Source organism: Streptomyces sp. JH14, from assembly GCF_029428675.1.
Taxonomy (GTDB): Bacteria; Actinomycetota; Actinomycetes; order Streptomycetales; family Streptomycetaceae; genus Streptomyces.
Map to the genome: position 1 here is coordinate 231,540 of NZ_JAJNEL010000001.1, position 13,522 is coordinate 245,061.

General features: G+C 69.6%; 17 protein-coding genes. 8 read left to right on the forward strand and 9 right to left on the reverse strand.

All coding sequences use genetic code 11. From position 1 onward, the window contains the following. Positions 1 to 9: 9 nt before the first annotated feature. From LRD69_RS01040 to LRD69_RS01050, 3 genes are all read right to left on the reverse strand, one after another. Positions 10 to 795 carry an electron transfer flavoprotein subunit beta/FixA family protein gene (locus tag LRD69_RS01040; protein ID WP_277324639.1) on the reverse strand — a complete coding sequence of 262 codons (786 nt, stop codon included), beginning with the start codon at positions 793 to 795 and terminating at the stop codon, positions 10 to 12. A gap of 201 nt (positions 796 to 996) precedes the next feature. After that, entirely contained in the window at positions 997 to 1,503 is a 507-nt protein-coding gene (locus LRD69_RS01045) for a flavin reductase family protein (protein WP_277324640.1), read from the reverse strand. Positions 1,504 to 1,699: 196 nt separating this feature from the next. Next, a complete protein-coding gene (locus LRD69_RS01050; protein WP_277324641.1) occupies positions 1,700 to 2,026 on the reverse strand; it encodes a thioredoxin family protein in 327 nt (108 codons plus the stop codon). Positions 2,027 to 2,244: 218 nt separating this feature from the next. Here LRD69_RS01050 and LRD69_RS01055 point away from each other — a divergent pair, with 218 nt between their 5' ends. Further along, positions 2,245 to 2,967 (forward strand): lysophospholipid acyltransferase family protein, encoded by a 723-nt coding sequence (locus LRD69_RS01055; protein WP_277324642.1) that lies wholly within the window; start codon positions 2,245 to 2,247, stop codon positions 2,965 to 2,967. A 30-nt stretch (positions 2,968 to 2,997) separates the two neighbouring features. On the opposite strand, the gene LRD69_RS01060 is transcribed toward LRD69_RS01055, so the two are convergent. The 5 genes from LRD69_RS01060 to LRD69_RS01080 all read right to left on the reverse strand — a co-directional run bounded on the left by LRD69_RS01060 (position 2,998) and on the right by LRD69_RS01080 (position 7,644). After that, complete coding sequence (locus tag LRD69_RS01060) at positions 2,998 to 3,690, reverse strand: phenylalanine--tRNA ligase beta subunit-related protein (protein WP_277324643.1); 693 nt, start codon at positions 3,688 to 3,690, stop codon at positions 2,998 to 3,000. Positions 3,691 to 3,728: 38 nt separating this feature from the next. Next, positions 3,729 to 4,328 carry a transglutaminase family protein gene (locus LRD69_RS01065; RefSeq protein WP_277324644.1) on the reverse strand — a complete coding sequence of 200 codons (600 nt, stop codon included), beginning with the start codon at positions 4,326 to 4,328 and terminating at the stop codon, positions 3,729 to 3,731. Between the two features lie 78 nt (positions 4,329 to 4,406). Next, the gene (locus tag LRD69_RS01070) at positions 4,407 to 5,468 is read right to left on the reverse strand and encodes a low specificity L-threonine aldolase (protein ID WP_277329584.1); all 1,062 of its coding nucleotides are present in this window, start codon (positions 5,466 to 5,468) and stop codon (positions 4,407 to 4,409) included. Further along, positions 5,465 to 6,250: an SDR family NAD(P)-dependent oxidoreductase gene (locus LRD69_RS01075; RefSeq protein WP_277324645.1), complete on the reverse strand. Its 786-nt coding sequence runs from the start codon at positions 6,248 to 6,250 to the stop codon at positions 5,465 to 5,467. Before LRD69_RS01075 ends, LRD69_RS01070 begins: the two co-directional genes overlap by 4 nt. After that, positions 6,247 to 7,644 carry a DUF6421 family protein gene (locus LRD69_RS01080; protein WP_277324646.1) on the reverse strand — a complete coding sequence of 466 codons (1,398 nt, stop codon included), beginning with the start codon at positions 7,642 to 7,644 and terminating at the stop codon, positions 6,247 to 6,249. Before LRD69_RS01080 ends, LRD69_RS01075 begins: the two co-directional genes overlap by 4 nt. 324 nt (positions 7,645 to 7,968) lie before the next feature. Between LRD69_RS01080 and LRD69_RS01085 the strand changes: the two genes are divergently transcribed. Continuing rightward, positions 7,969 to 8,094 carry a hypothetical protein gene (locus tag LRD69_RS01085; protein WP_277324647.1) on the forward strand — a complete coding sequence of 42 codons (126 nt, stop codon included), beginning with the start codon at positions 7,969 to 7,971 and terminating at the stop codon, positions 8,092 to 8,094. Positions 8,095 to 8,347: 253 nt separating this feature from the next. Next, entirely contained in the window at positions 8,348 to 9,031 is a 684-nt protein-coding gene (locus LRD69_RS01090) for a glycerophosphodiester phosphodiesterase family protein (RefSeq protein WP_277324648.1), read from the forward strand. A 53-nt stretch (positions 9,032 to 9,084) separates the two neighbouring features. On the opposite strand, the gene LRD69_RS01095 is transcribed toward LRD69_RS01090, so the two are convergent. Further along, positions 9,085 to 9,660, reverse strand: a complete 576-nt coding sequence (locus LRD69_RS01095) for a GNAT family N-acetyltransferase (protein ID WP_277324649.1) — start codon at positions 9,658 to 9,660, stop codon at positions 9,085 to 9,087. 238 nt (positions 9,661 to 9,898) lie between these two features. Between LRD69_RS01095 and LRD69_RS01100 the strand changes: the two genes are divergently transcribed. The 5 genes from LRD69_RS01100 to LRD69_RS01120 all read left to right on the forward strand — a co-directional run bounded on the left by LRD69_RS01100 (position 9,899) and on the right by LRD69_RS01120 (position 13,487). After that, positions 9,899 to 10,285: a VOC family protein gene (locus LRD69_RS01100; RefSeq protein ID WP_277324650.1), complete on the forward strand. Its 387-nt coding sequence runs from the start codon at positions 9,899 to 9,901 to the stop codon at positions 10,283 to 10,285. A 144-nt stretch (positions 10,286 to 10,429) separates the two neighbouring features. Further along, positions 10,430 to 11,023, forward strand: coding sequence for a DUF5134 domain-containing protein (locus tag LRD69_RS01105; RefSeq protein WP_277324651.1), 594 nt, complete (start codon positions 10,430 to 10,432; stop codon positions 11,021 to 11,023). A gap of 87 nt (positions 11,024 to 11,110) precedes the next feature. Further along, complete coding sequence (locus LRD69_RS01110) at positions 11,111 to 12,046, forward strand: M56 family metallopeptidase (RefSeq protein ID WP_277324652.1); 936 nt, start codon at positions 11,111 to 11,113, stop codon at positions 12,044 to 12,046. 34 nt (positions 12,047 to 12,080) lie between these two features. Next, positions 12,081 to 12,776, forward strand: coding sequence for a phosphatase PAP2 family protein (locus tag LRD69_RS01115; protein ID WP_277324653.1), 696 nt, complete (start codon positions 12,081 to 12,083; stop codon positions 12,774 to 12,776). 18 nt (positions 12,777 to 12,794) lie between these two features. Further along, entirely contained in the window at positions 12,795 to 13,487 is a 693-nt protein-coding gene (locus tag LRD69_RS01120) for an HAD-IA family hydrolase (RefSeq protein WP_277324654.1), read from the forward strand. Positions 13,488 to 13,522: the final 35 nt, after the last annotated feature.

The following is a 13,522-nucleotide window of genomic DNA, read 5'->3' on the forward strand; positions in this document are numbered from 1 at the left end:
CACAGCCGCCTAGATGAACTTCTGGCCCGCCAGGAACTCGGCGAGCTGCTTGCCGCCCTCACCCTCGTCCTTGACGATCGTGCCCGCCGTGCGAGCCGGACGCTGCGCCGCAGAATCCACCGCGGTCCACGCACCCGCCAGACCGACCTCGTCCGCGTCGATCTCCAGATCCTCCAGATCCAACGACTCGACCGGCTTCTTCTTCGCCGCCATGATCCCCTTGAACGACGGATACCGCGCCTCACCCGACTGGTCCGTCACCGACACCACCGCCGGCAACGACGCCTGCAACTGCTCGGACGCACTGTCACCGTCCCGACGCCCGGTCACCGTGCCGCCCTCGACCTTCACCTCGGACAACAACGTCACCTGCGGCACACCCAGACGCTCCGCCAGCACCGCCGGCAGCACCCCCATCGTCCCGTCCGTCGACGCCATCCCACACACGACCAGGTCGTAACCCGTCTTCTCGATCGCCTTCGCCAGCACCAGCGACGTACCGATCACATCACTGCCATGCAGATCGTCGTCCTCGACATGAACGGCCTTGTCCGCACCCATCGACAACGCCTTGCGCAACGCGTCCTTGGCATCCTCCGGACCCACCGTCAACACAGTGATCTCCGCATCGTCCGCCTCGTCCGCGATCTGCAGCGCCTGCTCCACCGCATACTCGTCCAGCTCCGACAGCAGACCGTCGACATCCTCACGGTCCAGCGTCAGGTCATCGGCGAAATGCCGGTCACCGGTGGCGTCGGGCACGTACTTCACACAGACAACGATCCTCAAGCTCACGCCGGCTCTCCTACTGCATCGTCATTTCTGGGCTGCCTTGTTGCACGCAGCATAGGCGCCTGATGGGGCGGTTTCCGGTCGGGGCGACCGGCGCTCCGAGGGAAATATTACTAAGCAGTACACCCAGTACGTACCCCATAAGCAAGCGCTTGGAACTGTGACCTAGCCAACGCACCGTAGCCAAGTGCCACCTGGGTGTTCTCATTCCCGGAGCGCTGTGAAACGGCCCTGGTGATAGACCAGCGGACGGCCTCCGCCGACCGGATCGCCGACCACCGCCTGCGCGATCACGATGCGGTGATCACCGGCCGGGATCCGCGCCACCACGCGGCAGACCAGCCAGGCAAGCACTCCGTCGAGCAGCGGCACGCCCTCGGGTCCGTTACGCCAGTCGGTGGACGGCCCGAAGCGGTCGGCCCCGCTGCGCGCGAACGTGGCGGCCACCTCCTGCTGGTGCTCGCCGAGTATGTGGACCCCGATGTGTTCGGCCTCCGCCACGACCGGCCAGCTGGAGGACGAGGTCCCCACACCGAAGGAGATCAGCGGCGGCTCGGCGGCGACGGAGTTCAGGGAGGTGGCGGTGAAGCCGACCGGCCGGTCACCGGCGGCGGTGATCACGGCCACACCGGCGGCGTGCTGCCGGAAGACGGAACGGAGGAGATCGGGGGATGCCGTGCGGGCGGTGCCGAGCTCGGGCGAAGCCGTCATGGAGATGTCCTTCTGCGAGGGGGGCATACGGGGCCGTGGGTGCTCAGACACCCGGACAGCGCGCACTCGCGTTGCGGGCCAGGTCCACATGGGCCCGGCCGTAGAGAAGGAGTTCCGGCGGCATAGCGTCAGACTGACGATGCGTGGTGGGTGCAGTCAAGAGGGTTCCGCAATGTGGGAGATGCATCACGGTGCGTCACATTGCGCGCCCCAGTGCCGCGACCACATCCACCGTGCGCGGCTGCCCGACCGCCTGGCGGACGATGCGGCCGGCTGCGTCGAGGACGAGCACCGTCGGCGTGCGGCTGATGCCGAGTTCGCGTACGAGAGTGAGATGCGCCTCGGCATCGATCTCGACGTGAGCGACGCCGTCGACCATCCCCGCCACCTCGACGAGGGTGCGGCGGGTGGCCCGGCAGGGCTGGCAGAAGGCGCTGGAGAACTGCACGAGGGTTGCTCTCTCCCCCAATTCCGCACCGAGTTGGGCCGCGTCCAGCCTTCTCACGCCTGTCTGCCCGTCCACCTTCGGCCTCCTGTCAGAGCTCTTCGCACAGGGTGAGCGCCCCCGCGCGCGGCGACATTCCCGAAGCTTCCACGTGACGAGAATCTCGCGCCCCGCGCCCGCCGGGACTGGCCAGGGCGACGCGCATGGGGCACGATCGCCCCAATGCCGAAAACCTACGGCTGCGTAACTTCCGCCGGGAGAACCCTCCTCAGGCGCAGAAGAAGGGTCTTCCCCAGATGGCAGAACTCGTCTATCGGCCGGTCATCGGCGCCGCTCGCACCATGTTCAAGGCGTTGGACCTGAAGATCGACACTCAGGGTTCGGAGCACATCCCGAAGACCGGCGGTGCCGTACTGGTCAGCAACCACATCAGCTATCTCGATTTCATCTTCTCCGGGCTGACCACTCTGCCGCAGAAGCGGCTGGTGCGTTTCATGGCGAAGGAGTCGGTCTTCCGGCACAAGGTCTCCGGTCCGCTGATGCGCGGCATGAAGCACATTCCCGTCGACCGCAAGCAGGGCGAGGACGCGTATCAGCACGCACTCGCCTCGCTGCGGTCCGGCGAGATCATCGGCGTTTTCCCCGAGGCGACCATCTCGCAGTCGTTCACCCTGAAGAGCTTCAAGTCGGGCGCCGCACGACTGGCCCAGGAAGCCGGCGTACCGCTGATCCCGATGGCCCTGTGGGGAACCCAGCGGATCTGGACCAAGGGCCGGCCGCGCAACTTCAAGCGCAGCCACATCCCGGTGACGATCCGGGTCGGTGAGCCGGTGGAAGCCCCCACCGACCAGTACGCGGGTGCGATCACCCGGCGGCTGCGCGAGCGCGTGCAGGAGCTTCTCGAAGCGGCCCAGCGCTCCTATCCGGTGCGGCCGAGGGACGCGAGCGACACCTGGTGGGTGCCCGCGCATCTCGGCGGTACGGCTCCGACGCCCGCCGAGGTGCGTGAGGCGAGCTGACCCGGCCGGGTCACGGCCCCAGCTGAAACGTCACTCCGGAGTGCGTACGGTGACCCGCGCTCCGGGGCTCAGTTTCTCCAGCGACTCGGCGAGTTCGGTGCCTGCGGCTTCGAGCTCGCCGATTGTCATGGGATCGAGGCGCTCCAGCAGGAACACCGCGTTGACGGACTGCTCAGTGAGCCGAGTGCGTACACCCTGACGCCAATTCCACCGCCTGCAGGTGACGCCGTCGTCGTCGCACCAGACCACTTCGCCGGGCTCGGGGTGCTCCACGGTGTCCTCACCGCCCGCAACGGTGTGGAACGGCTCCTGGCCGGTGGAGCGCACGAGCCGCATGGCGCCCTTGATGCGGTCGGTGTCCTCGCCGCCGACCGGAACCAGATGGGCGACGCTGATCGCGTTGTAGAGGTCGACCAGCAGGTTGATGCGCGGCAGACCGGAGTCCGTGAGAGCCCGCCTGGCAAGGGCCTCGGCGGAGTTCCGGGTACGGGACGGCTTTGCGCCGAAGGCGGTATAGGTGTCCCGCCAGGCGGCGACATGGGGATGCTCGTCGGGCGCTCTGCCGTCGAGCCGCTCGACAAGCCGCCGGGTGGCGTCGTCGAGCAGGGCCGAAGTGTCTTCGTTGCTCGGCCCGTTGACCAGGCCGCGCGCCTCGACGGCGAGGTGGGTGAAACCGGGGGCGAGGGCGCGCACGTCCTCGGAAACGGTGAAACTCAGGGTCATCGGCTGCCTTGCCTCCGGGACGGTTCGGAACGGGACGGTCAGAGTGCGGTCGGGAGAGTGCGCCACAGCTGCACGCGGTCCTCGGCGCACTGCAGCGCGCGCAGAACCGCCGGATGCGGTGCTGCATAGAGTACCGGGTAGTCCACTCCATTGGACTCCGGTCCGATGGGCCAGGCCAGCCGCTCCTCGTCCAGGGAGAACTGGGCATCGACACCGGGCTTGTTCCCGCGCGGATCCTGACGGTCCCACCGGTCCCGGCCCGGCAGGCGCACGGCGATCAGACCGTGCAGAACTCCCGGAGCTCCGGTGTCGTCGTCGAAGCCCTGGTAGCAGAGGGCGGCCGGGATGCCCGCCGCGCGCAGCAGGGCGGCCAGCGCATGGGACTTCGAATGACAGATGCCATTGCGGGTTGCGAGGACGTCGGAGGCGCGCCAGGTGACCCGCAGATCGCCCGAGTCGACGGAGTGCACCACGGCGTCACGGACGAACTCATAGGCAGCGACCGCGTATGAGTATGCATCGACCGTCTCGGCGCGCAGCTGGTCGACCGTCTGCCGCACGAGCGGATGCTCATGATCGATGGCCGGGTCAGCGGCGAGATAGGCAGAGATCTCCGGGACTTGCTGTGTCAGCTCCATGCGCGCAGAGCATACGGAAGCGGCCGACCGGAAGCCAATGACTTTCCGACCGACCGCATATCCATACGTCGGGTGGCGCTACTTGGCCATCTCTTCCTTCAGAGCGAGAACGAACGCGTCGACGTCGTCCTCCGTGGTGTCGAAGGCGCACATCCAGCGCACGTCACCGGCGGGCTCGTCCCAGAAGTAGAAGCGGAACCGCTTCTGGAGCCGCTCGCTCACGTCGTGCGGCAGCCGTGCGAAGACGGCGTTGGCCTGGACGGGGTGAAGGATCTCCACGCCGTCCACCGAGCGGACCCCCTCGGCCAGCCGCTGGGCCATGGCGTTGGAGTGCTGGGCATTGCGCAGCCACAGGTCGCCGGCGAGCAGCGCCTCCAGTTGCACCGACACGAAGCGCATCTTCGAGGCGAGCTGCATCGACAGCTTCCGCAGGTGCTTCATGGCCCGCACGGCGTCCGGGTTGAGGACGACGACGGCCTCGCCGAAGAGCGCCCCGTTCTTGGTACCGCCGAAGGACAGGACATCGACGCCGGCCTCGCTGGTGAACGCGCGCATCGGCACGTTCAGCGACGCGGCGGCGTTGGCTATCCGCGCCCCGTCCAGGTGCACCTTCATGCCCCGCTCGTGGGCGTGCTCGCAGATGGCACGGATCTCGTCGGGCGTGTAGACCGTGCCGAGCTCGGTGTTCTGGGTGATCGACACGACCTGCGGCATGGCACGGTGCTCGTCGTCCCAGCCGTACGCCTGCCGGTCGATGAGCTCGGGGGTGAGCTTGCCGTCCGGGGTCGGCACGGTGAGCAGCTTGAGGCCGCCCACCCGCTCCGGGGCACCGCCCTCGTCCACGTTGATGTGCGCGGACTCGGCACAGATCACCGCGCCCCAGCGGTCGGTCATCGCCTGGAGCGAGACGACGTTGGCACCCGTTCCGTTGAAGACCGGGAACGCCTCGGCGGTGGGGCCGAAGTGGCTGTGCATGATCTGCTGGAGATGGCCGGTGTAGTCGTCCTCGCCGTACGCGATCTGGTGACCGCCGTTGGCGAGGGCGATGGCCTCGAGGACCTCCGGGTGGACGCCCGCGTAGTTGTCACTCGCGAAACCGCGCACCTGCGGGTCGTGGCGACGTCGCGCGTCGGTCCTTATGGTTGCGGAGTCAGCCACAGACGCTTTCCGTTCACTTCCGGGGCGGGCCGCTCCCAGACGCCGGCGATGGCATCGGCCAGCTCCTTGACGTCGGTGAAGCCCGCGAACTTCGCATTCGGGCGCTCGGCGCGCATCGCGTCGTGCACCAGTGCCTTGACGATCAGGATCGCAGCCGCCGTCTTCGGCCCTTCGTCGCCCCCCGCCTTGCGGAAGGCGTCGGCGAGCGCGAGGGTCCAGGCCTCGGCGGCCGCCTTCGACGCGGAGTAGGCGGCGTTGCCCTCGGTGGGCTTGCTCGCACCGGCCGCGCTGATCAGCAGATACCGGCCGCGGTCGCTGCGCTGGAGCCCTGCCTGGAAAGCCAGCGAGGTGTGCTGAACGGTACGGATCAGCAGCTTCTCCAGCAGATCCCAGTCGGCGAGGTCGGTCTCGGCGAAGGTGGCACTGCCGCGCCAGCCGCCGACGAGGTGGACCAGGCCGTCGATCCGGCCGAATTCCTTCTCGGTCTTGTCCGCCCATGCGCGGGCCGCGGCGAGGTCGAGCAGATCGACGGTGTCGCCGGTGACGGTGGCGCCGCCGTGGGCGTAGCGCGCGGCGTCGACAGCCTCCGCCAGACGGGTGGGGTCCGCGTCCGAGGCGACGACGATCGCGCCGGCCTCGGCGAGCCGGAGCAGCGTCGCCCGGCCGGCCGGCCCGGCGGCTCCGGCGACCGCGATCACGGCACCTTCGAGCGCACCGTTGCCGTTTGCGTTCATGGCCACCGCCTCCTTGGAACGAGCGCTCATGCGGCTGCCTGCTCGGCGCCGGCCGCGGTGATTCCGCGCGTGGAGGCGATCACGTGCTTCAGCTTCTTGGAGAGCGCCTCATAGAACATGCTCAGGGGAAACTCGTCCGGAAGCACATCGTCCACGAGCTTGCGGGGCGGCTGCGACAGGTCCAGGGCGTCCGGGCCCTTGGCCCAGCGGGAACCCGGGTGCGGGGCGAGGTAGGTCGAGACCAGCTCGTACGCGGCGAACCAGTGGACCAGCTTCGGGCGGTCGATGCCCTTGCGGTAGAGATCCTCGATCTCGGCGCACAGCTGGTTGGTGACCTGCGGAGCCCGGTCCCAGTCGATCTTCAGGGTGTTGTCGGTCCAGCGGATCACGTCGTGCTTGTGGAGGTACGCGAACAGCAGCTGGCCGCCGAGACCGTCGTAGTTGCGGACCCGCTCGCCGGTGACCGGGAAGCGGAACATCCGGTCGAACAGTACGGCGAACTGCACGTCGCGGCCCTGCGGGAAGCCGTCGGCCTCCAGCTTCACGGCCTCCTTGAAGGCGGTGAGGTCGCAGCGCAGCTCCTCCAGGCCGTACATCCAGAACGGCTGGCGCTGCTTGATCATGAACGGGTCGAACGGCAGGTCGCCGTGGCTGTGGGTGCGGTCGTGGACCATGTCCCAGAGCACGAACGCCTGCTCGCAGCGCTGCTGGTCGCCGACCATCTCGCGGATGTCGTCGGGCAGGCGGACGCCGAGGATGTCGACGGAGGCCTCGGTGACGCGGCGGAAGCGGGCGGCCTCGCGGTCGCAGAAGATGCCGCCCCAGCTGAACCGCTCGGGGGCCTCGCGCACGGCGATCGTCTCCGGGAAGAGCACCGCGGAGTTGGTGTCGTAGCCGGTGGTGAAGTCCTCGAAGGTGATGCCGCAGAACAGCGGGTTGTCGTAACGGGTGGCTTCGAGCTCGGCCAGCCACTCCGGCCAGACCATCCGCAGCACGACCGCTTCGAGGTTGCGGTCCGGGTTGCCGTTCTGCGTGTACATCGCGAAGACAACCAGGTGCTGGCGGCCGTCGGCACGGTCCTTGGCAGGCTGGAAGGCGAGCAGCGAGTCCAGGAAATCCGGTACGCCGAAGCCCTCGGCCGCCCAGCGGCGCAGGTCCACGACGAGGGCACGGTGGTACGCGGCGTCGTGCGGGAGCAGCGGGGCGACCTCCTCGACCGCGGCGATCACGCGGTCCAGTGCGGCCCGCACCGTGGCCGGGGCGGGGGCGCCGTCGGCGTCGAAGTCGATCGAGCCGTCCTTCGACTGCCAGGGGCGGATCTCCTCCACGGCATTCTTGAGCGCAGGCCAGGCCGGCTGCTCAACAACGCGCTGGGCAGTATCTATCGCGCCGGCGGTGGCTTCATGCACAAGAATTTCCGTCATCACACTTCCTCCACGGGAGAACCTCGCGTCAAGACACCGTATCCATGTGTGGTTCCTCCAGACAAGTGCACCCCAGAAAATTATCCTGCCGACCCCCCATGGTCACCGCGATTCTTCCTGTCGCATGACGCTTCCGCGGCCTCTTCCGTCGGCCTGCCGGGGGTCGGAGCGGCCCGCACTCGCACACCCGAGCGTTCAGGCGGCGCACGGCGCGCCTACGCACGAGTGACACGGCTCGCGGCGCACCGGCTGCCGCCGATAGGACGGACGGCATGGAAATCGCCGGCCCTGCGCCCGGCGCACCACCTTCGGGAGAACTGCCGCGTGAGCATCCGTGCCGTCCTGGTCGCTGCCGTCATCACCGGATTCCTGCTCGGCGCCGCCGAGATCCAGGGACACGGCGCCACTCCGCCGCGCGTGACCGGTCACCTCACGTGGCCGGATCGCTGAGGGCTGTCCCGTCATCCCTGGCGGGCGCACGACGACAGCTGCGGCACCTCGCCGCGTTGCCGGAACGCCCGAATACGCCCCGTATGAGGCCGCTCCTCCGCCTTGCGATGCACCACATCTGACGCCGCGCGCTAATCCACCGGGGATCATGGGACAGCCCTTAGGCTGCCCCATGCCGAGTTGCCGTAATGCCGTATCGCCGCGTGGGTAGGAGCAGCACGCGGGAGTCGCCGTCGACGGAAGCGAGAATGCCTTGCCTTTTCTCACCATCGGTCATCGCGGGGTCATGGGTGTCGAACCGGAGAACACCCTGCGGTCGTTCGTCCATGCCGAACGGGCCGGGATGGACGTCATCGAGCTGGACCTTCATCTCACCAAGGACGGTGCACTCGCCGTCATGCACGACGCCGACGTGGACCGTACGACCGACGGTACGGGCCCGATCGCCGAGAAGACCCTCGCCGAGCTGCGCGAACTAGACGCCGGGCAGGGTGAGCGGGTGCCGGTCTTCGAAGAGGTGCTCGACGCCGTGCGCTCCCCCGTGCAGGCGGAGATCAAGGATGCGACGGCCGCGCGGGCGCTGGCCGAAGTGATGCGGCGGCGCGATCTCGTCGACCGGGTCGAGGTGTTGTCGTTCCATGACGAGGCGGTCGCCGAGATCGCTCAACTCGTACCGGGGGTGCGGACCGCGCTCGTCGCCAGCCGCTGGAAGAGCGATGTGGTGGACCGGGCCAAAGCGGTGGGCGCGGCGACACTCGTGCTGAACATCCGCCGCCTCACCCTGGAGGTCGTCGAGCAGGCGCACGCCGAAGGTCTGAAGGTCATCGGCTGGGTGGTGAACACCCAGGATCATCTGCGTCTGGCTCGCGGCCTGGGGCTGGACGGCGCGACCACCGACTTCCCGGAGATCCGCCGCGCCGGCCGCTTCACCGCGTAGCCGCCGCGCACAGCGGCGCCGGCGGCCCTTGAGGGTCTACTTCACCTCGAGGGTCACTTGCCCGTCAGGGTCCGGTTCGCCTCGAGGTCCTTGATCAGCAGCTCGAAGGCGAGATCGTCGCGCTGCGGAATGCCGAAACGGTCGTCGCCGTACGGGAACGGGCTCATCCTTCCTGTACGGCGGTAGCCGCGGCGCTCGTACCAGGCGATCAGCTCCTCGCGCACCGAGATCACCGTCATGTGCATCTCGGTCGCGCCCCAGCTGTCCTGAACGGTCCGCTCGGCCTCGGCGATGACCGCCTTGCCGAGCCCGCCGCCCTGCAGGTCGGGCCGGACCGCGAACATCCCGAAGTAGGCCGCCTCACCGCGGTGCTCGAGCTGGCAGCAGGCGATCAGCACCTCGTCCCGCTCCACCACCAGCAGCCGGCTGCCGGAAGCGCCGACGACCTGCCGTACCCCGTCCGGGTCGGTCCGCTGCCCCTGCAGGATGTCCGCCTCCGTGGTCCATCCAGCCCGGCTGGAGTCCCCTCGGTACGCTGACTGGATCAGCGCCACGAGTGCCGGAACATCGGCGTCCGTCGCGTCGCGGAAGGTCAGCTGTCCCGAGTCACGGGGCGGGGCGGTGTCCATCGTCAGGGTCTCCGTTTCTCTGCTGGGCCGTGCCGCAGCAGGGTATCCCGGTGGTGCCCGCCCAAGGTCTGCCCCGTCATCCCTGGCGGGCGCACGACGACAGCTGCGGCACCTCGCCGCGTTGTCGGAAAGCCCGGACACGGCCCTATGAGGACGCTCCTCCGCCGCGCGATGCACCACATCCGACGCCGCGCGCTGATCCACCGGGGATGACGGGACAGCCCTTAGGGTCTGGCGCATGGTGCATGTGCTGAGCAGCAGGATCCTGTTGAGCCCGACGGACCCCGAGCGGTCACGGAAGTTCTACGGCGAGTCCCTCGGGCTCCCGGTGTACCGGGAGTTCGGCACCGGCCCCGAGCGGGGCACGGTCTACTTCCTCGGCGGTGGCTTCCTGGAGGTCTCCGGACGCTCGGCCACGCCGCCCTCGCCCGGACTTCGGCTGTGGCTCCAGGTCGAGGGCGTCCACGCGGCGCACGAGGAGCTGGCGGCCCGCGGTGTCGGCATCGAGCGCCCGCCGGTGCGCGAGCCGTGGGGGCTCGTGGAGATGTGGATCCGTGATCCGGACGGGGTGCGGATCGCCGTTGTCGAGGTACCGGCGGACCATCCGATGCGGTACCGGCCCTGATCCTTCCACGGCGCGCACAGGTCCACCCGCGGCAGCGCATGCCCGCGGCGCGCTCCCTTCATACATCAGTGCGCCGCGTACGACCTGCCGGGCCGGGGCATCGACTAGTCGACAGCGACGTCGTACGTCCTGGGGAGGTGCGCTGTGCACGGACCGACGATGTCCAGTTGGCTACTGATGGCGTTGTGCGGGGTGACGGGCGCGTACTGCCTGCTCCGGATGCGCAGCGGGACGGAGGAGGAACGCAGAACGGCGCGCGCGGAAGCGCTGATGGGCTTCGGCATGGCCGCCATGGCGGTGCCCGCCGCGGTCGTCACCCCGCCGGTGTGGGGGTGGGCGGTGTACGTGGCGCTGTTCGGCGGGGCAGCAGTGCGCGCCCTGTGGTTCGCACGGCGCAAGGGCCACCATCTGCACCATTTGGTCGGCTCGCTGGCGATGGTCTACATGGCGGTGGTGATGGCGGCGCCGGGCAGTGGCGCGGCGGGCCACGGGGGGCACGGCGGACATCAGCTTGCGCAGGCCGCCGGGGGGCTGCCGCTGCTGACCGGGGGGTTGCTGGTCTACTACGCGGTCTATGTACTGCGGTCCGGGGTGCGGCTGATACCCGTCGCCGCCACGGCGAACGCGGGTGGCGGGCAGGTCCCTGAGGGGCGCACCCGGGGCGCACGGCCGGAGCTTGCGCTGGCCTGCCGGCTGACGATGGGGATCGCGATGTTCACCATGCTGCTCACGTTGTGAGACAGGGGGCACCGCCGATCGTGGCGTGCGTCACTTGCCGAGCGCACCCATACCCGTGGGTACTGCGCCGCTCATAGGCTGAGGCCCATGTTGGTCTCCCTGGCGCTCCTGCTGCTCGGTGCACTGGCCGCCGTCGTGACCCCGCGTCTGATGGCGCAGGCCGAATGGCCGGAGCGCGAGCCCATTGTGGCGTTGTGGGTGTGGCAGTGCGTGGTGGCGGGGGTGTTGCTGTCCTTCGGTCTCTCCATGACGTTCAGCGCGGCCGCCGCCTGGCAGGCGGTGCGCGGGCAGGTGTTCGCGCCCGCGCCCCACGCCGTGGTGGAGGCGTATGCGCTGGCCGCGTACGGGCCGTGGTCCGCCGTCGTCGCCGTACTGCTGGCGCTCGGCGGGATCTGGACCGGCGCGATGCTCACCCGGGAGGTCCACCGGGCGCGGCGGCGGCGCAGGCAGCGCCGGGCCGACTTGCTGGTCCGCTCCCCGTTGATGCCCGGCGAGAAGCCCGGCAGCGACCGGCTCGTGGTGCTGGAGGGCGCACGCCCGGACGCCTGGTGGCTGCCGGGGGCCGCACCTCAACTGGTCATCACCACCGGGGCACTTGGACGGCTGAAGGGACGTCAGCTGGATGCCGTGCTGGCCCATGAGCAGGGGCACGCGCAGGCGCGGCACGACTGGCTGCTGCACTGCTCCGCCGCGCTGGCGACGGGCTTCCCGCAGGTACCGGTGTTCGCCGCGTTCCGTGACGAGATGCACCGGCTCGTCGAACTGGCCGCGGACGATGTGGCGTCACGTCGCTTCGGCCGGCTGACGATCGCTCTGGCGCTGGTCGAACTGAACGAGGACCGGGGTGTGTTCGGCCCCGCCCCGACGCCGGACGCGCAGCTGCCCCTGCGGGTGAACCGGCTGCTGTCACCGGTGGAGCGGCTCACCGCCGGACGCCGGCTGCGGCTGACGGCGGCGGCCGCCCTGGTGCCGGTGGTACCACTTCTAGTGGCCTTCGTCCCGGGTCTCAGCGCGCTGGGATAGCCGGTGCAGTGATCCGTCCGCGAGGATCAGTCCCATGTCCTCCCCCTCCTCGCCGCCTTCCCCGCCGGTCCGCGTTCCCACCCCTGTACCGGGCCTCGGAACGGGCATCGTCTGCGGGGTGCTCGGTGTGGCGCTGCTGATCCTGGTCGCGGTCCGCTGGTCCCCCTTGATGTCGCTGGACCGCTCCGTCGCCGACGCGCTGCACCGGCGGGCGGTGGACGAGCCCGGGCTCGTCCACGCCAACCGGATCCTGACGGACTGGGTGTGGGATCCCTGGACGATGCGCGTACTGATCACCGTCGCCGTGGTGTGGCTGTGGCGCCGCGGGGCCCGGGTGCTCGCGGGATGGGTGGCGGCGACCTGTCTGTTCGCCACGCTGCTGCAGCAGGGGCTGAAGGCCGCCGTCGGCCGCGAGCGGCCGCACTGGCCGGACCCGGTGGACTCCGCCCACTACGCGGCGTTCCCCTCCGGACACGCCATGACGGCTGCGGTGACGTGTGGGCTGCTGCTGTGGCTGCTGCACCGGCACGGGGCGGGGCGGCGGGTGTGGCGGGCCGCGCTCGTGGCGGCGTGGGTCTCGGTGATCGGGGTGGGTCTCACCCGCCTGTATCTGGGGGTGCACTGGATGACGGATGTATTCGGCGGCTGGCTTCTGGGGGCGGCGGTGGCCGCGTTCTCGGTCGCCGGCTACGAGCGGCGCGAGCGGGCGTCCTTGCCGCGTCGCCCCTGACCGGGCGAGGATCGGTCCATGCCGATCAAGGGTGTGCTCTTCGACTTCTCCGGGACCCTGTTCCGTATCGAACCGGTCCGGTCCTGGCTGGGTGCGGTGCTGGCCCAGCGGGGGGTGGCCGTGGCCGGTGCCGACTTCGAGCGGTACGTGAAGGAACTCACGGCCGCCGGGGCACTGCCGGGCGGCCCGGACCCTCAGCGCGTACCCGACCGGCTCGCCGAGGCGTGGGCCACCCGCGACGCGAACGCGGAACGGCACCGGGAGGTGTACACCGGGCTGGCCCGGCAGGTGGCCCTGCCCGATCCCGGGCTGTACGACGCGCTGTACGACCGGCACAGGTCACCGGCGGCGTGGCGCCCGTACCCGGACGCGGCGGAGGTACTGGGGGCGCTGCGTGCGCGCGGGGTCCGGATCGGCGTGGTGAGCAACATCGGCTGGGATCTGCGGCCGGTCTTCGGCGCCCATGGTCTGGACGGCTTCGTCGACGCCTATGTCCTGTCCTATGAGCACGGCATCCAGAAGCCGGATCCACAGCTCTTTCACATCGCCTGCACACTCATCGGCCAGGATCCGACGAATGTGGTGATGGTCGGTGACGACCGGCACGCGGACGGCGGGGCCGCGGCGCTGGGGTGCGAGGTGCGCTTCGTGGACCACCTGCCTGTGGAGGAACGGCCGGACGGACTGCGGGCGCTGGGACTGGTTCCCTGATACGGGCGGGGGGACATGTGAGAGATGTCCCTGAC